Source organism: Flavobacterium daemonense (assembly GCF_007341385.1).
Classification (GTDB): domain Bacteria; phylum Bacteroidota; class Bacteroidia; order Flavobacteriales; family Flavobacteriaceae; genus Flavobacterium; species Flavobacterium daemonense.
Genome location: NZ_VJYD01000004.1, coordinates 314,887 through 336,220, shown reverse-complemented (window position 1 = coordinate 336,220; position 21,334 = coordinate 314,887). Strand labels below are relative to the sequence as shown.

Sequence of the window (21,334 nt, the reverse complement as noted above, 5' to 3'; positions counted from 1 at the left end):
CTTAATTATTTTGCCAAAAATATAAATTACGAATGAATAGACATTTTAAAATTTCCTAATTATTAATCATCGGATTCAAATTTTCATCCTTATTACGTAAATCCAAGCCACCTTCATAAACCGATTTAAGATTGGTCAAATAAAAATGCCACCCGTTTGAACAGCCAAGCCTGATATATTGCTTTGAAGAATCATCAGTAGGAATATTATGCTGACGAAGTTCGACGATCGTGTAGCCGTTACTTTCACTCAAATTAATATCAACAAGGCAATTGCCTTCAAATGTAAATTGCAAATGATCTTTTCCGTTTGCAGCAATTATTTTTCCTTTCATCGCATCTTTGTACAAATGCCAAAGCCATTCATACGTATCGCCTTCAGAAACATTTTGATCTTTGCTGATTAATTCCTGATTTGCATCAAAAAAAGACACTTTCTCTAGAAACCATTTTTCTAAATCGGCAGCAATTGTCCAAGCATTATAAATGTCGCTTAAGCTAGCTCTAATCGCTATTTTTTTTGTGAAAGAAGTCCAGTCGAAATTTTCCATGATAAATTGTTTTTTACTTGTTATAATCTTCTAAATTTCTTTTCAGATCTTTAATTCGATCTTCTGTGCATTCAGCTAGGCAGGTATAATAAATCGATGGCTGAATACTTCCTCCGTCATATTGCTGTTTTTCAAAATCGCATTTTGAATCTCTAAACTTAATCCAGTTTTTCTGCGCTGCGATTAATAAGTTTTTCTCTTTTTCATCTAATTTTTTCATTAGATTTTGATATACCTGATTAAGTTTATTGTCTGCTTTTTTTAAATTATCAATAGCGATTTGATTCATTTCAAGTTGTGTCTGTGCCAATAAATTAGTGCTAAAGCCAAAGAGAAATATTGTTGAGAAATAGAGAAAGAAGTTTTTCATATAATTTAAATTAAATCTGTTTTTTACAATCATTTGTCAATGCAATTACTAACGCAATACCACAGAAAAGCAAGCATACAATTGCACGTACAATTTCGTTTCCGCCACCTGCTGACGGATTTGCAACGGCATCAGGAATATGAAAGAATAGAAAAAACAGAAAAAGCGTAAGTGCAAAAAGTAGCGCAATTGGTTTTATCAATATTTTAAAAATAATAGATACGCCAGAAACAACGATGACCACGCCAAAAAAATAAGTCCAAAACATTGGTGCTGGCAACCATTTCGGAACCATGGTAGCGATAAAATTGGCAAAAGCAAAATGGCTCAATCCAAATACGATCATCAAAATCGAATAAAAAACACGACCGCACGGAATAAATTTTTCTAAAAATGCAGCGAAATTCTTTTCGACCGCAACAGAGTTGTTTTTTGGAAATGATCCCGCCATTACAAATGCTCCGCCACTATACGTTAATGCTTCGAGCGCATTTATCCAAACTTGAAAATCGGGAGTTTTTTCGGCGCTGAGCATGATGATATACGGCAAATGAGATGTGATAACACTGGCAAGAAAAGCAAAACCCAAATAAAGACAGACTTTTTTGATGTCAATAGATTTAATTGCGAATATTCCAGAAATAATAATTCCTGCAAGTATTAAAGCAATTCCGACAAGAATAGGGAAGATGCTAGTGCTATGCGCCCAAGCAGGAAATGGAGATAAAATTTCTGAACGAAAGTCTTTGATGATAAGTTGATGAATTCCTAAAGCAACAACGCCAATTCCATAAAAGAAACGGCCAAGTTTAATGAGTTTTTCCATTAGTGGTTTAGTTAGAAAAAATGATTAAAGAATAGATTTTGGCAACTATCAAATATATAAATTAATTCATAATGTATTGATTAACTGTAGGTTTTGTTTTGTTATGAAAAAACGGTTATGAAAGATTTTTGTTGATGTTGTGCAAATATCTCCCAATTTGCGCAATGTTCTCCGGCTAGCGCGAGCGTCCCGCTCGTGAAAACAATCTAGATTAATTTTAGAGACTGTTCAGGCACAAGCAAGAGAGGGAATGCAAAAAATCAAAACACTACAAATCCTTAATCAATTCACTAGGATGAATTTTTAAAGCCTGTGCTATTTTAAACATAGTGCTTATTTTCATTTCTTGTGTGCCTTTCATGTATTTTCTTAAGTTTTCTACATCCATTTCGGCATCATGAGCGACATCTCTTGGTTTTAGTTGTTTGGTTTTAATTATATCTTTTATCTTGATTCCCAGTTTTTTTACAACCTCTGGAATTTCAGTTTTTCTTCCTCTTTTCATAGAAATGAAAGTACAAGTAACTGATTGTTTTGATGTGATTGTTAAAAATCGATTGTTTTCAACCGAAAAATTATATATTTGTCTTTAATTGTAAATTAAATCTTATATAATTTTCAAAATGAGAAATAAGGAAAGAGCCGTAGAATTGTTAGAATTGATGTATAGCGAAGGGTATTTTGCTAAGCTGAAACCAAAAAATGAAAAAGATAATTTAAATATGAAATCGTTTGAAGAACCTGCAAGCAACGAATTAAATTTAATGGTTTCAGATTTGCTAGAAGCAAGTATTCTTCTTCTTGATAATGCTTCTAAAGGCTTGTCTAATGCTACAAAAGATAAATATGGCAGTATATTGACGTTCCTTGAAATTGGATTAAAACTGTTGTTTGAGGATGAAATGAAAGCCACTAAATGACTTGTTTAAACGTCATTAAAAGGAATAATTTCTGGATTGCGTACACGAGCGAGACGCTCGCGCTAGCGAGACAAAGTTTACTATAATTTATTTAATTGATATAGATTTTCCAAAAAAAGCACCTTTTTATCTTCATCCCAAGCATTCGTGCAAACGAGCAGATTTAGAAAATTATCTTTAGTCGAACCGAATAGAAAAACATTATCCAATTTTCCGTCATTGTATTTCCAGATGATGTATTCTGATTTAGAATTCTCTTTGATTTTATCGGTTTTGAATTTGCTTTCTTTCATGTAATCAGAATCCCAGACGTAAAATAATTTTACATTTTCAAAATCTGATTTATTGCTTTTAAAAAACGAATACGCTTTTTTAGGGTTTTGAGCAACGGCAATTATGACACCTTCGCTGTTTTTTAAAAATGTTTGGCCAGAGTCGTTCGTCGTGTTCATTTGTTCCCAGCTTCCCGGAATTTTCACGTCGCCCGTAGGTGTTTTTACATTCGAGAAATCTGTTGTGGCTTGGCAAAATATGAAATTTGGCAAGAAGAAAAACAGAACTACAATTGAGGTGAATTTGCTCATGGTTTTTGGTTTTTATTTAGGATATTAGGTTTTGGTTCGTGCATTTCTTTTGTCACTTTTGCAAAGATTTGCAATCTGTGTGCGCAAAGGCTGGTTTGCGCTATGTAAATATAGAACAAAAGCTACATGATATTGTAGCTTTTTGATTTTAAATGGTTTGTAATCTGTGTCCGTAAAAATTGGTTTGTACACGCTGGACTGCTAGCGCGAGCGTCTCGCTCGTGCCCGCAAAGAAGATCAATTAATGTCAATTTCTAAAACGGTTTGATCATTATCACCATAATTTCTTGCAGAACTGTATTTCCAATCAACAGGATTGGTAACAAAACCAGTTTCAAGAGGATTATTATGAATATAATTTAACTTTTGCTCGAAAACTTTAAAGGACCAAATTTCGATAGGTTGGTTGTTTTGTTGCCAAAATTGTCTGAATTTAACATTGCTGTTTTTCTTTCCAGCTCTTTCAAACATCCAAAGCATCCATTCTTTTCTACTTTCTTGCGGATTATCTTCAATTACTTTAAGCATTTTTTTAGACGTGAAACCTTTGAAATCTCTTATAAGGCCAGAAGGATCTCCATTTTCAGATCTAAAAATCAAATGAATATGACTTGGCATAATACAATAGCCATAAATCTCCATCCCTTTCTTCTTTCTGCAGTAATCTAATGATTCTACAATGTTTCCAAAATATTCCTCTCTTGTAAAAACATCAATCCAATAAACAATTGCAAAACTTATAAAATATGCTCCCGTTTTTTCTCCAAACTTATATTTTCTGCTCATTTATTAAATTTTGAGCTAATGTAAGAAAAACTTTTATTTGTAAGAAAAGACTTTGTGTCCGCTAGCGCGAGCGTCTCGCTCGTGCCTGTGCAGTTTTTGAATTGATTTAGATTGTGTTCACGAGCGGGACGCTCGCGCCAGCGGGGAACAACTTTACAAACTGGCTTTCGCTTGTTCTAAAATTGATAACAGTTTAGGTAAATCTTCTTTATCTAAGAACACATAAGATTTTCCATCATATCTTTCGAGTTTCATGTAAAAATCCCAACTATTCTTTTTTGAAAAACAACCGGCTTCAAAACCACTTCTACTTCTAAACGAAACTTCTGTATAGCTTGTCGCGGTCGTTGGAAGAATTTTTTCCTGAACTAATTTCAAAGATTTGATTAAGCCATCAATTTCGTCAGAATCTAGTAAGGCAAGTTTTGTGTCGCTTGAATACGAACTTACATAACTATATTCAAATCTAACCGCACTTGTTTTTTGATTGCTAACCAAATCTGTAAATTTTGCAATTTGAATTTTACACTTTTTCAAATCACCAACATCAATAAATTCTTTTTGAATTAGAGTTCCTGATTTATCTGAAAATTTTTCTGCGTTACTTTTTTCTTTTTCTTTTAAATCAGTCTGTGCACAAGAGATTGTAATAGACGATATGCACAAAAGGATTGTGCAAAGGTTTTTTGTGAATTTCATATGTTTTTTTTTTTTATTGGTTACTTTCTTGTTGCTTGCGACTAACGTCTTGGCACTACAACGGGTTTGGGATTAAATTAAACCGATTTTTTGGATTTGCCACCCGAACGATAACGAACAAGTAAAGCAAATTTCCCAAATACAAAACTCTCGGCTATCGCGAGCGGCACGCTAGTGCCTGTGCAGTTTTTAAAATTGATTTAGATTGTATTCACGAGCGGGACACTCGCGCTAGCAGGTGGTTTTGTAGTATTTATTTCAAAGTCGCCAATTCTGATTGGACAATCTTGTGCATTTGAATTAATTCCAATTAAAATTATCAATGGAAAATATTTCATAAAACTTTTTTAAAAAATTATTTAATTTGCTTCAACATCGCAAGTAAATCTGGAATTTTACCTACTTGTGTCTGTCCAAAAATAATGCTCGTTATCAGTCACACCATTATCTTTAAGATAGATTGATATTCTTCTTGAAGTTTTTTCAATATAAAAACTAAATGTTATTTCTCTTGAATTGAAAATGTAGGTTACTGACTGATTTTTTTCAGTTTTGTCTTTAAGATTTGGAATAACATATTCTTCAATAAATAGTATAAATTCATCGACTTCGCTTAAATCAATCCATGAAGATTTAAAATAATTACCGCCTTTTCCTAGAAATTGAGACGTTACACTCATATCCATTTGTAATGATTTTATTTTGTTGTCTGATTTCAAATCAATTGCTTCAACAGGAAAGAAGGAAACTATTTCGCCAATTCCTGATTTAAATTCTGCTTTGACATTCCAATCTTTGTTAATTTGAGTAATTTCTGCATTCTCAATAAATTGGCGGGTTTCAGAATTCTTTTTTTGAGAATAAGTAAATGAGGTTACAAAAAGTAAAAAAAGTATAGTTAGTTGCTTTTTCATTATATGGTTTAGGTTATTGGTTTGTTGATTTCAAAAGTAATTTCTCAGAATTTAAAAGCATTACGGAAATCCGTAAAACTTCTTTTGAAAACAAATGTTCTAGCCCTGATAGAAGCGGCATCCTTTTTAGGCAAACGAAAAAGAGCTTATAAACCATGGTATTCTGCCTAAAAAGATATAGCGAATAGACAGTCCCGATAGCTATCGGGATCCAAAAAACCATCCTAATTCCACTAAAATTTCTCCTTAAAATTCCCAAAAAAACAACGCTAGAATAATCAATAAATATTTTGTAATTTTGCAGTCCAATAAAAGGAATTAGAAAATGTTAGATAGACTTCAATATGTAAAGCAGCGTTTTGATGAGATTTCGGATTTGATTATTCAGCCGGATGTTATTGCTGATCAAAAACGTTATGTGCAACTCAACCAAGAATATAAAAGCATTAAAGCTTTGGTTGAAAAGAGAGAAGAATACATTCTTGTTTTAGCAAATATTGACGAAGCAAACGAAATTATTGCTGACGGAAGCGATGCTGATATGGTCGAAATGGCCAAAATGCAGCTTGACGAAGCTAAAGAGCGCTTGCCTCAACTAGAGGAGGAAATCAAATTTATGTTGATTCCTAAAGATCCTGAAGATGCTAAAAATGTTATGGTGGAGATTCGCGCCGGAACGGGTGGAGACGAAGCGAGTATTTTTGCAGGGGATTTATTTAGAATGTATACTAAATACTGTGAGTCACAAGGATGGAGAACATCTGTGGTGGATATGAACGAAGGTACTTCTGGAGGTTTCAAAGAGGTTATTTTTGAGGTTTCGGGAGAGGATGTTTACGGAACTTTGAAATTTGAAGCGGGTGTTCACCGTGTACAACGTGTTCCGCAAACTGAAACGCAAGGTCGTGTGCATACATCGGCAGCGACTGTTATGGTTTTGCCAGAAGCAGAAGAGTTTGATGTTCAAATCGATATGAACGAGGTTCGTGTAGATTTCTTCTGTTCATCAGGACCTGGAGGACAATCGGTAAATACTACGAAATCGGCTGTACGTTTAACGCACATTCCAACTGGATTAGTGGCGCAATGTCAGGATCAGAAATCGCAGCATAAAAATAAAGATAAAGCCTTGATCGTTTTACGTTCTCGTTTATACGAAATGGAATTGGCGAAAAAACAGGAAGAAGATGCTACAAAACGTAGTTCTCAAGTAAGTTCTGGAGACCGTTCGGCTAAGATTCGTACCTACAACTACGCACAAGGTCGTGTAACCGATCACCGTGTTGGTTTAACGCTTTACGATTTAGGAAACATCATGAATGGTGATATCCAAAAAATTGTTGCCGAATTACAGTTGGTGAACAATATGGAGAAATTGAAGGAAGCTTCAGAAGTTTACTAACTTAAACTTCTTAGATGCTGAGATTCTAAGATACTAAGATTCTAAGGTTTTTCTCTTTGAACTTAAAATATATTAAAAGCCGAACTCATGTTCGGCTTTTTTTTTTGATAATAAAAACTCAGAATCTTAGCGTCTTAGTCCCTTAGCATCTTAAAAAAAATTGCAAGAACCTTCTTAGATTTTTGATTTTTTTAATTTTTTCTTCATTTCAATGTTAAATTTATGAGATAAATCTGTTAATGTGTGTTTAAGGAAATTTCTTAAGCTCTTAATTTTAAATTAAGAGCATTACTACAAGATGTAGTGGTTAAGTAAGATTAATAATATTTTTAAATAAATCTTGGAATCTTAGCAACTTAGAATCTTAGCGTCTAAAAAAAACTTCCCAAATCGATTAGATTTGGGAAGTTTTTTTTTGCCATTTTTTTGTTAATATTTGTGTGCTTTTTAATGAAAAAGGCACAACTAACCAACCCCTTAAAAAAAATCTATGAAGAGAACTTTACTATTATTTTGCTTCTTTGGAAGCTTTTTTTATGCGCGATCGCAATCGTATTTCGGATTTAGAGATGATAATTATGCCGGAATCCAGTCGGCTTTATTTAATCCGTCGGTTATTGTGGATTCAAAGTACAGAGCCGATGTTACTATTTTCTCTGCCAGCGCAACCGGACAAAATGATTTGTACGGATTTAATTTTGCCGAGGTTCTCGACGGAAATTACGACATCAATAAAGATGCGAGCAAAAACATCAAGACGAACAACAGAGGAAATGTAAATTTTGATATTCTTGGCCCGTCGTTTATGATGAATATTACACCTCAACACAGTATTGCACTTTATACGCGCGTTCGCAGCGTTACAGGCTTAGTTGATGTCAATGGACAACTTATTGACGAGATGAACAAAGACATCGATGTTTCAAACAGCTTTTTGATTAAAGGCGGAAGCCCAAATGGTGTGAGTAATTCTTGGGCAGAAATTGGCGCCAGTTATGCCACAATATTTTTAGACGAAGAAGATCATTTTATTAAAGGAGGGCTAACAGTAAAATATCTAATGGCTGGCGTAAACGGTTATATCAACGGAAATGATTTGAGTGTTGCTTTCAATAAAAACAATGCAAATCCGGCGTTGAGCGAATATTATTCGACTGGAACATTAAGAACGGCTGCAAGTTATGATTATCAAAACGGAAATGATCCAAAATTCAGTGGCGCTTCAGCTGGCGTTGGGTTAGATTTGGGGTTTACATACGAATACCGCACCAATTGCCATACTTGTATTGGAAACCGATATAAGCTTAAAGCAGCAGCTTCTATAACAGATATCGGAAAAATCAATTACAAAAACATCGTCGAAAACACTTATAATTTAGCTGGAAGAGTTACGCAGGACGATATTGACAATGCCGAAAATATTTTTGAATTCTTTGACAAGCATTATACCAAAGTTTCCTCAAGAACTGGCGTAAAGGCTAATTTGCCAACAGCGCTTCACACGAATTTCGATTGGAATATCGACAATAAATTTTACTTAAATCTAAGCACTGATTTAAGTCTAGTAAATGCAAAAAATATCAACGGAACAGCACTTCCTAGTTCGGTAACCTTTACACCTCGTTATGAAACCAGACAATTCAGTTTTTATGTTCCGGTAACGTATATGGAATACAGCGGCACGCAAATAGGAACAGGTTTTAGGGCTGGTCCGCTGTTTGTAGGTTCAGGATCTTTGATTTCGAATTTATTTTCAAATACTTCTAAAGCCTGTAATTTGTATGTGGGCTTGAAATTGCCGATTTATCAAAATTATAATTAGAGGTTCTAAGGGACTAAGGGACTAAGGTTCTGAGGTTTTTAATGAAAAAGGTGCTGTTTCACTTTGTGAAACAGCACCTTTTTTGGTTAAGAAAAGCGTCAGCTTTTAACAAAACCTTAGTCCCTTAGAACCTTAGTCCCTCAGAACCTTAAAATATATTGTGTATTAACCACTTAACCGTTTGATTAAATAAAAAGAAACGTATAAGCAAGTTAGATACCTAGAAATACTCTTGTGTATTCAAAACATTTATATAGATTAGAGTACATGTAAACTCCGTTTTTTATTACGATATGGCTTAACTTTTCCATGATATATAAAATTTAAGTTAAACAGATTACTCTTTAAGATGGTTCGTATTGTGATGTTTCTTCTTCTGAAGATGCATCTGATGATTCGTGCTTTGGTTTCGAAACCAGATTGGTAACAACCAGCTGAACGATTGAGCCTAAAATCCCTTTAAACATTGAATCGCCTTTCCCGACGATGAATCTTTTTGCCAAATATCCAATTCCGATACTGATGGCAGACTGCGCCATATGGCTCTTAAAACCAATCGTTTCGTTGATTTCTTCAACGGTATTGCGAATCAGGTTTATAGGTTTTAAATTCTCTTTTATATCGTCAATTTCATCTTTTATAGAACACCACTCGGCGTCCTGACGATTTTCTAAAAGCTTTATTCGCTGATTTAATTCACCAATATTTGAAATAGGCTCCATTGTGTAGTCTTTTTTAGTTATTAATTCGTTTAAATCAGTTTTTATCTTCTTTTAAAATACTGGAGATGATGGTATTTCCAATAGGTGTTTTTATCAAGCTGTGATGCGTTTTATGAATCACAATGGCGACAATTAAGTAAAAAAGCGCCATGATAAAAAAACCGTAGTAATACTCTCCAAGTTCTTTTCCGAGCCATAAACTGATCCCGATATTAAGGAACAGGGTAAAAAATGCAACAACAACGCCAACTGCAATCTTTGATGTTAAGGTTGATACCACATCGGCGACTGAACACACTGTTTTGAGTTTGAGTAATTCTAAACTCGTTTTAGCATAATTTTCCGCTTTTTCATAAAGATTTAAATCCTCGTTTGTTGTTGCATTTGGTTCCATGATATAAGGTATTTATGGTTTAAAAATCTCACTGTGTACTAGCGACTAGTAGTTTGATTTTACAGTTTTTGCCTCGTCTTTTAATGAATTGTAATCATCTTTCACTTGATTGAATTTTGATTTTCCTTCATCTACCAATTCTTTTCCGTTTGATTTGATTGTGTCAACAATTCCATCAAATTTTGTTTTTAAGTTATCTCCGTAATCTTTCGATTTATCTTTGATTTTTTTGCGAGTTTCAGAACCTTTGTCTGGTGCGAATAAAACTCCTAATAATGCTCCCGCAGCTGCGGCTCCAACAATTCCTAAAATGGTGTTACTTGCTTTCATAATATTTGATTTTTAATGATTAATATGTAATTGTTAATATAATTTGTTTTTAAACTTCTCTTCCTTTAATAAGTCTTAGCAATACAGCAATTATGGCGATCACTAATAAAATGTGAATAACGCTTCCGAAGCTGTAAACAAAGAACCCAAGAGCCCACAGAATAACTAATATTACTGCGATTGTATATAATAAATTTGACATGGTTTTTATTTTTTAGAGGGTTAATTAATTCGTTTTACTAATTCAGTTTGTACGAAAGGTATAATGATAAATTGCTGTTTTTAGCATCTGGAACCGTGTATGTTGTTCCTGCAATTGTTCTTTCTTTTCCTATCGTTGTTAATCCATAGTTGTATCGTAAACCAATACTTATCGGACTAAAATCGACTCCAACACCGGCTGATAAACCAGCATCAAATCTGTTTAGATCATCTTCGTTGATATTTTGGTCAAAGTTGAAATCACCGTCACCAGAAACTTTTGAACTTACCAGATACGATGCGTATCCACCGGCATGAATGTTGAAATTTTTGGTAACATTAACTCTCACTAACAAAGGAACTTCGATGTAATTCAATTTAAATTTTCCGGTTCCGCTAACAAAGGCATTATTATATTCAAGTTCAGCACCTTTTGTTGTAAACAAAATTTCGGGCTGGATTGCAATAAAATCTGAAATTGGCAATGTTGCATAAACACCGGCATTAAATCCGTATATGATATTTTCGTCGTCAGCATTATTGTTATATAAATTCGACATGTTAAATCCTCCTTTTACACCAAACTCGGTAGTAACATTTTCGTTATTTTGAGCTTGTAGCATTCCAAATGAAGCTGAGAAAAATAGGGCTAAGGCGCATAAAAAATTTGAGTGCATTTTCATAGTAAAAAATTTAGTTAATAATAGATCTTAAGGCGTTTAAATAAATTCTGTTTTTAATCTTTGTGTTTCCCTTAAAAGCTGATACTGGTCTGGCAAATATTGAAGAACGAGTTTCAAAATCTTTTCATCATTTGTTTCTGATGAAATTTTTTCAAACAAATTAATCTGTTCTGATAACGACTCTGAAATGGAATTCAGATACGTTCTACTGAACGAGTTTTCATCAGTATCAATCAATTCATATAAATCTCTTTTATGAGTTACATTGATATCAGTAATTATAATCAGCTTTTTATTTGCCATTTCTGATATTCTCTGCAGCAATTGATTTTGATTTTCTTCAATTTTTTTGCTCAATTCCTGTATCGGAATTTCGGAACGTTTTTGTGCAAATTGACTTTTTGAAATAAGCGCATTACTCACATTTGCCGCAGCGATAAAAAAAGAAGTTTCGACTTGCTCTTTATCAATTTGCTGTTTATTGTTTTGGCTAAAAACTTCCTCTCTAAAAGAATTTGGTTTTTGATGTTCTTTTTTTCCGCATGCTGAAAAAGAAGTTACAATCAATAAAAAAAAGACTTTTAAAATAGCAGCTTTTATAAGGGGCATTGCTTTCATTTTTACTTCATAAAGTATTACATTACAAAGTTGCTAAGGAATGACTTGTTTTGCTTTACAGCATAAAAAAGAAACGTTATATAATTCCCATAATCGGTTTATATAAAGGCTTTAAGGCGTTTTTTAGAATAAAAAAAAGAGCGTTTACTGCAAATAAATGATTATTTGCGGTAAACGCTCTTTGTAAGATTTTGCAGATTTTTTAATCCGGAAGAAAAACTGTAAACAGAGAACCTTTTCCTGGAACGCTGTCGGCTAAAATATAACCTTTATGATTTTCGACAATTTTTTTGCAGATCGCTAAACCAATTCCGGTTCCCGGATAATCGGTTTTAGAATGCAGACGCTGAAAAAGAACAAAAATGGTTTCTTTAAACTGCGGATCAAATCCCATTCCGTTGTCTGAAAAAGTGATTTTATGGTATTTCTTTATGCTTTGCTCCAATAAATCGGGATAACTCGCCGAAAGTACTTTTTCGCTTTCAATGATAATTTCCGGAATTCGGTCAGGTTGGCTGTATTTTAATGAGTTTCCAATCAAGTTGATGAAAAGCTGTTCTATTTGATACGGAATAACATCTAATTTTGGCAATTTTGAAGCTGTAATAACTGCTTTTTTTTCATGAATTATTTCGGTTAAATCAGATTCGGCGTTTTCAAGCAATTCATTTAAATTCGATTTGATGAACTCTTTTTTGGTTGTATTGGTTCTTGAAAACAAAAGAAGATCGTCAATTAAAACACGCATTCTTTTTGCCGAACTTTCAATTTTAGAAAGATATTCACGTGCGCTTTCAGACATGACAGCTTTATCAGCATCAGAAACTCTTGAAATAAAGGTTTGTATTTTGCGGAGCGGTTCCTGCAAATCATGACTCGCAACGTGATTGAAAGAAGCCAATTCTTTATTGCTTTTTTCCAATTCTCTGTTTCGTTCTTGAAGTTCAATATTTAAAAGATGCTCATCTGTGATATCAAAATTGATTCCGAGCAAGATTTTGCTTCCTTGTTGATCGGTCAATAATTTTCCAGTCGATTTAAAATGTCTGATTTCGTGATCCCGACGAATGATTTTGTAATAAATAAATGGGAGATTTTTTTTCTCGATAATTCCCTGCATTGATACCGCAACAGCTTCTTTGTCATCTGGATGTACAAAATCAAGAAAAGTTTCTTTTTCTGGAACAAAAGAGTTGGGCGCAACTCCTAAAATTCGGTATTGATTGTCTGAATAATCAATTTTATTAGCATCCAAATCCCATTGCCAAGTGCTGAATTTTCCAATGATTTCAGATTCGGCCATCAAACCGCTTGAAATCAAAAGTCTTTTATTGAATACTTTCAAACGCTCAAAATCGCGGCTGATTTGTCTATAAGCCAATAAAATAAAAGTTAGTGCAGTTAAAAAAAGCGAAACAGAAAAAAGCGGACTTAATGAAATTTCTTGATCGTAGATTTTTTGTCTGTTTTCAAGATATTTTTTCTCAATATCATTCATTTTGTCAACCTGAAACCGAATATTTTCCATTAAAATTCGGCCGCCAAACATATGATTGTCGAGTTTTCGTTTATCGTACGTTTTGGGATCGCTGTATTTCAGGCAATTTTCAAAAGAGACAAATCGCTGAATGATCAGTTTGAATAAATTTTCGAGATTCTGCTGCTGTATCGGATTATCGGCAGTCAGTTTTTTTAAGGTAATAAAAGAAGCATTTACTTTGTCGCGCGAGTAAAGATAGGGCGCTAAAAAACGGCCATTGCGAGTAATGATATACCCGCGCTGGCCTGTTTCAGCATCTTTAATCGCCGACATTAAACGTTCTAGCTGAATGTTGATTTCATAAGTATGCATCACAAGCTTACTCGACTCATTCAAGTCTTGATTGTGTTTGTAAGCAATGGATGAAAGAAATAACAGAATGAAAACTGCGATTACAAAAATAACTCTCAAAGAGTTTGAAGAATTAAAATTTGGTATCCATTTCATGTGACAGGCTTATACTATTTTAGTCGCAGCAGGAAATTATCACGGTTTAACCCAGAGGTATGATAGTGCCAGTTTACGGTCACGACTTCATTAATTATTTTTTTGAGCGTGTTAAAATCGCTCGGCTTTTTGATGTAAATATTGGCACCTTGAATAAATGTGTCTTCAATATCTTCTTCAGATGATGAAGTTGAATAGATGGCAATAATAATGTTTTTGAGGCGCTCTGTTTTTTTGATTTCGATCAAACATTCTTTACCGGTTTTCTTTGGCATGTTCAAATCCAGAAACAAAATATCCGGAAGTTTGTTGTCAAGATTGTTTAAATGATCCATCAACTGCATTCCGTCGTGAACAAAATCGACATTTGTCTGAATTTTTATTTCTTCAAATGCGTCCTTAAAAAAAAGGCGATCGTCTTCATCATCATCAGCCAGTAAAATATATAATGCGTTTTTTTGCATTTTAGTGTGGTATTTAGGTTTTTATTTTAAATTTTCTCTTCGTTTCTTAATTATTCGCTGAAAGGCCGACGGTGTAATTCCGGTCGTATTCTTAAATTGTGTGCTCAAGTGGGCAACGCTTGAATAATTTAATAAAAAAGCAATTTCGGTCAAGCTCATTTCGTTGATAATGATGAGTTGTTTTGCTCTTTCAATTTTTTGTAAAATGATAAAATTTTCAATAGAAGAGTAGGTTACTTCCGAAAAAACGTTAGATAAATAGCCATAACTGTGGTTAAGCTTCTCAGCCAGAAAAACAGAACTTTTATAGTTGTTGCTGTCCTCCATGAAAACCAGTTCAATTATTGCATCTTTAATTTTTTGAACTAAAACACTTTTTTGGTTCTCTACGATTTCAAAACCGCACGGACTCAAATTATTTTTTAAAGTTTCGAGTGCATCAGCATCAAGGTTGTCAGCAATCTCGATCTCACCAAACCCCAAACTCGTAAAATTAATATTTTGTTTGTCAAGGTTGTGTTTTAGATAAAGAGAACAAATGGTATTAATGTCGAACTTTATAAATAGTTTCATTTTATAAAAATTTGGTTAAAGATACTTAATTTATTTTTGGTTATTGTGTTTATCGGTTGTTAGAAATGCAGAAATTGCAAGAAAAGTAAATAAAATTTTCAAAAAAATACCGTCTAATACTTGTACTAGACGGTATTCCCTGATTGAGTTCAAAGGTTTTACAAATCTGCAAGGATTTGATGAAATTCTTCTTTAGTTTTTCCCAGTTTTTGCTGAAGTTTACCATACATTTCGTCTTCTTTTCCTTCAGCATACATCAAATCATCGTCAGTCAGATCTGCGTATTTTTGTTTTAATTTTCCTTTTAACTCATTCCAGTTTCCTTTTATTTCGGTAGTATTCATGATAGTCAGATTTTTGTTGTTATTATTGTAATGTAAAATTGCAATTTAAGTTAGAAAAGTGTGTTACATCAATTTCTGGCATCGTTGCATAATTCACATTTTTAAACTTGATAGCGGCGCAGAATCCAAGCCATTTTTTCGTGCTCCTGCAAAAGTCCCGTAACAAAGTCGGCAGAACCCGCGTCATTTGCCTCGTTTTCAAAAACCGGAATATAATCTCGAAATTCGGTTACTAATTGTTCGTGATTTTCAAGAAGTTCTTCCAGCATATGTTTCTGCGAAGCGTATTCTTTTGGTGATTCTTTTAATGTAGAATTCTCAATAAATTCCTTCATGGTTCCAATGGTTTTTTCACCAAGTTGGCTGATTCTTTCGGCAACCTCATCAATTTGAGCTTCTAAAACTCGGTATTGTTCCTCAAACAATTTATGAAGTTCCATAAAACTGTTTCCAGAAATGTTCCAATGAAATTTTCTTGTTTTCACGTACAATGTCATTTCATTTGATAAAATCGTGGCTAATATGCTAGTGCTTTTCTTTAAATTTTTCGTCGATATTCCAATATGTGGCGTCATAACTGTCTGATTTTTGGGTTCTTTCCAAAATTAGAAAAGACAACTTCGTTTTTTCTTACACAATTTTAAGAAGTTGTTATAGGAATTCAATGTTTTAATCGAAAGTCGAAAGCCAAAACAAGAAAAAAGAAAAAAACTAAAATAGCTACGATGTCACCCTGAGCGATCCCAAAGTCTCGAGATGCTCAGCCTGACAACAATTCACAATTCACCATTTACAATTCACAATTATAATTCGTAATTTTGCGCCACTATTAAAACACACTATGACAACACAACAGCTTCACGAACAAATTCTTCAAAAAAAAACATTTTTATGCGTTGGTTTAGATCCAGATTTAAGCAAACTTCCACCGCATTTATTAGAAACTGAAGACCCAATTTTCGAATTTAATAAAGCGATAATCGATGCGACTCACGATTTAACGGTTGGTTACAAACCAAATACCGCTTTTTTTGAAGCTTACGGAATTAAAGGCTGGATGTCGCTGCAAAAAACGATCAATTACATCAATGAGAATTATCCTGAAATTTTTACAATTGCCGATGCAAAACGTGGTGATATCGGAAATACTTCAAGTATGTATGCCAAAGCATTTTTTGAAGATTTGAATTTTGATAGCGTTACGGTTGCGCCATATATGGGAAAAGATTCGGTTGAGCCTTTTTTGGCTTTTGAGAATAAGCACACAATAATGTTGGCTTTAACATCTAATGAAGGCGCTTTCGATTTTCAGACTTTAAATACAAACGGAACAGAATTGTACAAACAGGTTTTAGAAACTTCTAAAACATGGAAAAACAGTGAAAATTTAATGTACGTTGTAGGCGCAACAAAAGCCGAATATTTTGCCGATATCAGAAAAATTGTTCCAGACAGTTTTTTATTAGTTCCAGGAATTGGCGCGCAAGGCGGAAGCTTGTCTGAAGTGTGTAAATACGGAATGAACGATAAAATTGGTTTGTTGGTAAACTCGGCAAGAGCTATTATATACGCTTCAAAAGGAACTGATTTTGCTGAAAAGGCTAGAGAAGAAGCTTTGAAAGTACAGCAGGAAATGGAAGAAATTATTCGTTTAAAGTTTCAGGTTTAAAGTTTCAAGTTGCTTTGTTTTGAACATAATTTTTTAACGCAGAGTGCGCTAAGTTTTTTCGCAAAGTGCACAAAGAAGTTATTTACAGTCTTGTAAAAGTTTTTTAAGTTCTCAAAGAAGAGTGTAAGTTTTACTTTGTCTAAGCTTAGAGAACTTAAAAAACTTTTATTTAAAATTATAAGCCTTCGCGAACTTTGCGAAAAAACTTAGCGCACTCTGCGTTAAATTTGACATTCCAATAAAACAGAAACATGAAACAAATAAAAGACCAACTTGGTACTGTTCACTCTTTTGAAACGGCTCCAAAACGAATTATTTCTTTGGTACCTTCTCAGACAGAATTGCTTTATGATTTGGGTTTAGAAGAAAAAATCATCGGAATCACAAAGTTTTGCGTTCATCCGTATCATTTAAAATCTACCAAAAAGATTGTCGGTGGGACAAAGAAAATTCATTTTGAAAAAATAAAACTACTTCAACCCGATATTATCATCTGTAATAAAGAAGAAAATACCGAGGAGATTGTAAACCAGCTACAGGAAATTTGTCCAGTTTGGGTTACAAATATTGTTTCTATTGAAGATAATTTTCAGATGATTTCCGATTTTGGCCAAATCTTCAATTGCCGAACCGAAGCTCAAAAATGGAACGACAAATTGGCTTTCGCCTTGAGCGATTTCAAAAAGTATATTGAGAATATTGAAGTCAAAAAAGCGGCCTATTTTATTTGGAAGAATCCGTATATGGTGGCCGGAAATGACACTTATATAAACGAACTTTTAAAACTGAATCATTTTAAAAACATCTACGAAGATAAAGGGCGTTATCCTGAAATCGAACTTAAGAAATTACGTTTAGAAGGCGATCCAGATATCGTTTTTCTTTCCTCAGAACCTTATCCTTTTAAAGAAGAAGATGCTTTTGAAATAGGAAGATTCACGCATCACGCAAAAACTATTTTCGTCGACGGCGAAATGTTTTCTTGGCACGGCAGCCGATTATTAAAGGCTTTTGCTTACTTCAAATTACTGCATGAAAGATTAAAAAATTAGTATTCTTTTGTTTCAAGTTTCTCCCGAGGCTTCGGGATCAGGTTGCTTTACTTTGAACATAATTTAACCGCAAAGGACGCTAAGAATTACGCAAAGTACGCAAAGTTTTTTAGACAAAGCTTTGCGACCTTTGCGTTTAATACATAGCCTCCTAAATAAAAATACTTTTGCGTTCTTTGCGGTTAAATTATGTTCAAAGTAAAGCAACCTGATCCCGAAGCCTCGGGAGAAACCTGAAACAAATAAATCAACTTGAAACAAAAAAAATGCCGACATCTCAAAGACGTCGGCATTGTTTAACTAACCAAAACCAAAATAATAAATAACCAGTTTATTACATTACAAAGATCCGACATATATCAATGTACTGCTGTTAAGATCTTGTTATTACTTTGTTGGATATAAGTTAATGTTCAAAAGATTGTATTTTTTAACCGCAACGAACGCTAAGAATTACGCAATCCCGATAGCTATCGGGAGGAAAGTTTTTTACATAAAGCTTTGCGAACTTTGCGCTTTATATAAGAGTTCATAAAAAAACCTTGCGGTCTTTGCGGTTAAATTGTATTCAAAGTAAAGTAACTTGAAACTAAGAAAACCTGAAACCTGAAACAAAATTTTTATAAAAAAAGAATGCCGGCATCTCGAAGACGCCGGCATCATTTAACTAACCAAAACCAAAATAATAAATAACCAGTTTATTACTTTACAAATGTCCGACATATATCAATCTTTTGCTGTTAAGGTTTTGTTATTACTTTGTTGACCATAAGTTAAGATTTATAAAAACCTATTTCTGAGGTTTCTGCAACATTAAATAATTTTTTATTACTAAAATATAATAACAATCAGTAATGATTATCAATGTGTTAATGATTAGTTTGTATTACTTGTTAAATGTTTAAAAGTCAGTAAGATATGTTTGGATGGAAAATTAACATCTACTGTAAAAATCGCCGTTTTCAGACAAGGAGTTGCAAAAAAAAAGGTTTCCGGTTTATTCGTTTTCAAAAACCTTTGAACCTTTGCTCCTTTGCATCTTAGAACCTTTTTTAAGATTAGGAAAAAACCACCGTCTTATTACTGTAAACCATTGTTTTACGTTCAGCGTGTAGTTTTATAGCTCGTGCCAAAACAATTCTTTCTAAGTCGCGTCCTTTCATAATAAAATCTTCAACCGAGTGAATATGCGAAACTCTCGCAATATCCTGTTCGATGATTGGACCTTCGTCTAATTCTTCGGTAACATAATGGCTTGTTGCTCCAATAATTTTTACACCGCGCTTAAAAGCCGAATGATAGGGTTTTGCACCCGGAAAAGCAGGCAAAAACGAATGGTGAATGTTGATGATTTTATTCTCGTAAAGCGAAATCAATTTTGGAGTCACAATCTGCATATAGCGCGCCAAAACGATAAAATTGATCTCATATCTTTGTAAAAGCTCAATTTGTTTGGCTTCGCCTTCTTCTTTATTATCTTTTGTAAAAGGCACACAGTGATACGGAATATTGAATCGTTCCGCAACAGATCTCAAATCGTTGTGATTGCTTATAATAACAGGAATTTCAACGTTTAATTCGCCGGCGCTGTAACGACCTAAAATGTCAAAAAGGCAATGATCATACTTAGAAACAAACAAGGCCATTTTTGGTTTTTGCTCTTGATTGTATAAATCCCATGACATATTAAAGTCGGATGCAAGGGTTTTGTCGAAATCTTCTTTAAAGCTATCGATTGTAATTTTGTGATTGGTCAATTCACATTCCAATCGCATAAAAAAAACATTTTGCTCAACATCAACATGTTGATCGATATACGTAATATTTCCTTCGACTTTAGCAATAAAAGTAGTCACTGCCGCAATAATTCCCTTTTGGTCTTTACAGTGAATAAGAATGGTAATTTTTTGCATCTTTTTTGGTTAATCGGTTAATCGTTGATTTGTTTAATCGTTTGATCTTAGAATTTTTTAATCTTATAATCGAATTGACGGTTAAACAATCAAACGATTAACCGATTAAACAGTTAAAAAAAACTATTTTCCGTCTTGCATGGCAAAAACACTTTTTAGCAAAGGCGTTGTTCTTGCACTGATATTATTTCGGATTTCTTTTTCTTCAACAGCAATCATTTTAAAAACACCAGACAAAGCTTGATTCGTTGTATAATCAGTCAAATCTGGATTTACTTTTTTAACTAGCGGAATTGTATTGTATTTCGTTATAATCTTTGTCCAAACTACATCGGCACCCACTTTTGCAAATGAATTTTTTATCACCGGATTAAATTTTCCATACAAAGCCGTTGTCGTGCTTCCTTGCAAGTAGGTTGTTGCAGCGCTGTCATTTCCTAGCAAAATATTTTTAGCATCTGTAAACGACATATTTTTTACAGCCGAAACAAATATTGGAGTCGCTTCTTTCACAGCATCTTCTGCAGCACGATTCAGCATTTTGATTCCGTCATCGGCCAACGAGCCTAAACCAACTTTTCTTAAAGTTGCATCTACTTTTTGCAATTCTTCAGGCAATAAAATTTTTACCGCTTCATTTTTATAAAATCCATCAACCGCAGTCAACTTGCTTACCTGTTGTGTAATTCCTTTATTTAAGGCTTCTTTTAATCCAGCCGAAATATCAATACCTCCAACAGGAATTTGTGATGATATTTGTGGCAACTGATTTAAAGTCTGCTGCATTTCTGCACATGAAACGAGTGAAAATGTAACGGCGAATAATAAAATCTTTTTCATTTGGGGTTTTTGTTTAAGTTTCAAAAATACTACTTATTCAAAAACAACGCCACAAATTTATTTGGGGAGCAGAAAGATTTTGTTTCATAAATAACTTTTTTAAGATTCTTAGGTGCTGAGATTCTAAGATTTTAAATTTTAGAAACGTGTAGAATAAATTATGTACGCCGAAAACTAGAAAAAACTTTACAGTTTTGAATATTTGAGCAAAAAATATTTCTGCATAAATTACTTTTTCAGAAGATCAATTTTCTCATCTGTTTTTTTAATATACACAGACATTTCGCTGTATTTCCATTTTCCTCTTTTTTCGCCAACAACAAACAGCGTTGCTTTGCCTTTTGGACCTTTTAGCGGTACTTGAACATCACATTTTCTAACATCGTTTGTTGTGCTGACCGTTCCAGAAACCATTCCGTCAGTTTCTATTGGCGAACCAAGTTTTTCAACAAGAATTTTATTGTGTTGAACAAGTTCCATCGATTCGATATAAGCGTCAGAATCTTTAATGATCGAAGTTACTTCAAAAAAAACTCCAAATATAAATAAAGCAAATAATACAATAAGACTCACACAGCCCGTTGGAACAAACCATTTCCAGTTGCGGTTCCACCAGCTTCTTTTGTCTTGAATTAATTCGTTTGAATCTTCCATAATTTATATTTGCTTTA

28 protein-coding genes are annotated in these 21,334 nt (G+C 33.6%); 5 read left to right on the top strand and 23 right to left on the bottom strand.

The window, feature by feature from the left end; translation table 11 throughout:
* Window positions 1–55: 55 nt before the first annotated feature.
* The 4 genes from FND99_RS07715 to FND99_RS07700 form a co-directional block, all read right to left on the bottom strand.
* Complete coding sequence (locus tag FND99_RS07715; protein ID WP_144337394.1) at window positions 56–550, bottom strand: SRPBCC family protein; 495 nt, start codon at window positions 548–550, stop codon at window positions 56–58.
* 13 nt (window positions 551–563) lie between these two features.
* A complete protein-coding gene (locus FND99_RS07710) occupies window positions 564–920 on the bottom strand; it encodes a lysozyme inhibitor LprI family protein (protein WP_144337393.1) in 357 nt (118 codons plus the stop codon).
* A gap of 10 nt (window positions 921–930) precedes the next feature.
* The gene (locus FND99_RS07705; RefSeq protein WP_144337392.1) at window positions 931–1,746 is read right to left on the bottom strand and encodes a DoxX family protein; all 816 of its coding nucleotides are present in this window, start codon (window positions 1,744–1,746) and stop codon (window positions 931–933) included.
* A gap of 268 nt (window positions 1,747–2,014) precedes the next feature.
* Window positions 2,015–2,251: a helix-turn-helix domain-containing protein gene (locus FND99_RS07700; protein ID WP_144337391.1), complete on the bottom strand. Its 237-nt coding sequence runs from the start codon at window positions 2,249–2,251 to the stop codon at window positions 2,015–2,017.
* Window positions 2,252–2,369: 118 nt separating this feature from the next.
* On the opposite strand from FND99_RS07700, the gene FND99_RS07695 reads away from it, so the two are divergent.
* Complete coding sequence (locus FND99_RS07695) at window positions 2,370–2,666, top strand: hypothetical protein (protein ID WP_144337390.1); 297 nt, start codon at window positions 2,370–2,372, stop codon at window positions 2,664–2,666.
* An 80-nt stretch (window positions 2,667–2,746) separates the two neighbouring features.
* Here the strand turns inward: FND99_RS07695 and FND99_RS07690 are convergent, their stop codons facing one another.
* The 5 genes from FND99_RS07690 to FND99_RS07675 form a co-directional block, all read right to left on the bottom strand.
* Window positions 2,747–3,250, bottom strand: a complete 504-nt coding sequence (locus FND99_RS07690; RefSeq protein WP_144337389.1) for a hypothetical protein — start codon at window positions 3,248–3,250, stop codon at window positions 2,747–2,749.
* A gap of 237 nt (window positions 3,251–3,487) precedes the next feature.
* Window positions 3,488–4,036 carry an REP-associated tyrosine transposase gene (locus FND99_RS07685; protein ID WP_144337388.1) on the bottom strand — a complete coding sequence of 183 codons (549 nt, stop codon included), beginning with the start codon at window positions 4,034–4,036 and terminating at the stop codon, window positions 3,488–3,490.
* 153 nt (window positions 4,037–4,189) lie between these two features.
* Window positions 4,190–4,735 carry a hypothetical protein gene (locus FND99_RS07680; protein ID WP_144337387.1) on the bottom strand — a complete coding sequence of 182 codons (546 nt, stop codon included), beginning with the start codon at window positions 4,733–4,735 and terminating at the stop codon, window positions 4,190–4,192.
* A 200-nt stretch (window positions 4,736–4,935) separates the two neighbouring features.
* The gene (locus tag FND99_RS20175; protein ID WP_162615542.1) at window positions 4,936–5,073 is read right to left on the bottom strand and encodes a hypothetical protein; all 138 of its coding nucleotides are present in this window, start codon (window positions 5,071–5,073) and stop codon (window positions 4,936–4,938) included.
* A 57-nt stretch (window positions 5,074–5,130) separates the two neighbouring features.
* Window positions 5,131–5,649 (bottom strand): hypothetical protein, encoded by a 519-nt coding sequence (locus tag FND99_RS07675; protein WP_144337386.1) that lies wholly within the window; start codon window positions 5,647–5,649, stop codon window positions 5,131–5,133.
* 325 nt (window positions 5,650–5,974) lie between these two features.
* On the opposite strand from FND99_RS07675, the gene prfA reads away from it, so the two are divergent.
* Entirely contained in the window at window positions 5,975–7,051 is a 1,077-nt protein-coding gene (prfA, locus tag FND99_RS07670; protein ID WP_115886433.1) for a peptide chain release factor 1, read from the top strand.
* A gap of 490 nt (window positions 7,052–7,541) precedes the next feature.
* Window positions 7,542–8,873: a DUF5723 family protein gene (locus FND99_RS07665; protein ID WP_144337385.1), complete on the top strand. Its 1,332-nt coding sequence runs from the start codon at window positions 7,542–7,544 to the stop codon at window positions 8,871–8,873.
* Between the two features lie 344 nt (window positions 8,874–9,217).
* Here the strand turns inward: FND99_RS07665 and FND99_RS07660 are convergent, their stop codons facing one another.
* The 11 genes from FND99_RS07660 to FND99_RS07610 form a co-directional block, all read right to left on the bottom strand.
* Window positions 9,218–9,595: a hypothetical protein gene (locus tag FND99_RS07660; RefSeq protein ID WP_144337384.1), complete on the bottom strand. Its 378-nt coding sequence runs from the start codon at window positions 9,593–9,595 to the stop codon at window positions 9,218–9,220.
* A 34-nt stretch (window positions 9,596–9,629) separates the two neighbouring features.
* The gene (locus FND99_RS07655; RefSeq protein WP_144337383.1) at window positions 9,630–9,989 is read right to left on the bottom strand and encodes a hypothetical protein; all 360 of its coding nucleotides are present in this window, start codon (window positions 9,987–9,989) and stop codon (window positions 9,630–9,632) included.
* Between the two features lie 45 nt (window positions 9,990–10,034).
* Window positions 10,035–10,319 (bottom strand): YtxH domain-containing protein, encoded by a 285-nt coding sequence (locus tag FND99_RS07650; RefSeq protein ID WP_144337382.1) that lies wholly within the window; start codon window positions 10,317–10,319, stop codon window positions 10,035–10,037.
* 49 nt (window positions 10,320–10,368) lie between these two features.
* Window positions 10,369–10,521, bottom strand: coding sequence for a lmo0937 family membrane protein (locus FND99_RS07645; protein WP_144337381.1), 153 nt, complete (start codon window positions 10,519–10,521; stop codon window positions 10,369–10,371).
* A 37-nt stretch (window positions 10,522–10,558) separates the two neighbouring features.
* Window positions 10,559–11,203 (bottom strand): porin family protein, encoded by a 645-nt coding sequence (locus FND99_RS07640; RefSeq protein ID WP_144337380.1) that lies wholly within the window; start codon window positions 11,201–11,203, stop codon window positions 10,559–10,561.
* Window positions 11,204–11,239: 36 nt separating this feature from the next.
* Entirely contained in the window at window positions 11,240–11,821 is a 582-nt protein-coding gene (locus FND99_RS07635; RefSeq protein WP_144337379.1) for a DUF4142 domain-containing protein, read from the bottom strand.
* Window positions 11,822–12,023: 202 nt separating this feature from the next.
* Window positions 12,024–13,808 carry a sensor histidine kinase gene (locus tag FND99_RS07630; RefSeq protein ID WP_144337378.1) on the bottom strand — a complete coding sequence of 595 codons (1,785 nt, stop codon included), beginning with the start codon at window positions 13,806–13,808 and terminating at the stop codon, window positions 12,024–12,026.
* 14 nt (window positions 13,809–13,822) lie between these two features.
* Window positions 13,823–14,272, bottom strand: a complete 450-nt coding sequence (locus tag FND99_RS07625) for a response regulator (protein ID WP_133525071.1) — start codon at window positions 14,270–14,272, stop codon at window positions 13,823–13,825.
* Between the two features lie 21 nt (window positions 14,273–14,293).
* Window positions 14,294–14,845: a helix-turn-helix domain-containing protein gene (locus FND99_RS07620; RefSeq protein ID WP_144337377.1), complete on the bottom strand. Its 552-nt coding sequence runs from the start codon at window positions 14,843–14,845 to the stop codon at window positions 14,294–14,296.
* A gap of 158 nt (window positions 14,846–15,003) precedes the next feature.
* Window positions 15,004–15,189: a CsbD family protein gene (locus tag FND99_RS07615; protein ID WP_144337376.1), complete on the bottom strand. Its 186-nt coding sequence runs from the start codon at window positions 15,187–15,189 to the stop codon at window positions 15,004–15,006.
* 101 nt (window positions 15,190–15,290) lie between these two features.
* On the bottom strand, window positions 15,291–15,764 hold the full coding sequence (locus FND99_RS07610) for a Dps family protein (RefSeq protein ID WP_144337375.1): 474 nt from the start codon (window positions 15,762–15,764) through the stop codon (window positions 15,291–15,293).
* Window positions 15,765–16,030: 266 nt separating this feature from the next.
* Between FND99_RS07610 and pyrF the strand changes: the two genes are divergently transcribed.
* Complete coding sequence (gene pyrF, locus FND99_RS07605) at window positions 16,031–16,858, top strand: orotidine-5'-phosphate decarboxylase (protein WP_144337374.1); 828 nt, start codon at window positions 16,031–16,033, stop codon at window positions 16,856–16,858.
* Between the two features lie 251 nt (window positions 16,859–17,109).
* On the top strand, window positions 17,110–17,910 hold the full coding sequence (locus FND99_RS07600) for an ABC transporter substrate-binding protein (protein ID WP_144337373.1): 801 nt from the start codon (window positions 17,110–17,112) through the stop codon (window positions 17,908–17,910).
* Window positions 17,911–18,968: 1,058 nt separating this feature from the next.
* On the opposite strand, the gene purU is transcribed toward FND99_RS07600, so the two are convergent.
* From purU to FND99_RS07585, 3 genes are all read right to left on the bottom strand, one after another.
* The gene (gene purU / locus FND99_RS07595) at window positions 18,969–19,823 is read right to left on the bottom strand and encodes a formyltetrahydrofolate deformylase (RefSeq protein ID WP_144337372.1); all 855 of its coding nucleotides are present in this window, start codon (window positions 19,821–19,823) and stop codon (window positions 18,969–18,971) included.
* A 123-nt stretch (window positions 19,824–19,946) separates the two neighbouring features.
* Window positions 19,947–20,663: a DUF4197 domain-containing protein gene (locus FND99_RS07590; RefSeq protein WP_144337371.1), complete on the bottom strand. Its 717-nt coding sequence runs from the start codon at window positions 20,661–20,663 to the stop codon at window positions 19,947–19,949.
* A 228-nt stretch (window positions 20,664–20,891) separates the two neighbouring features.
* Complete coding sequence (locus FND99_RS07585) at window positions 20,892–21,317, bottom strand: cytochrome c oxidase assembly factor Coa1 family protein (RefSeq protein ID WP_144337370.1); 426 nt, start codon at window positions 21,315–21,317, stop codon at window positions 20,892–20,894.
* Window positions 21,318–21,334: the final 17 nt, after the last annotated feature.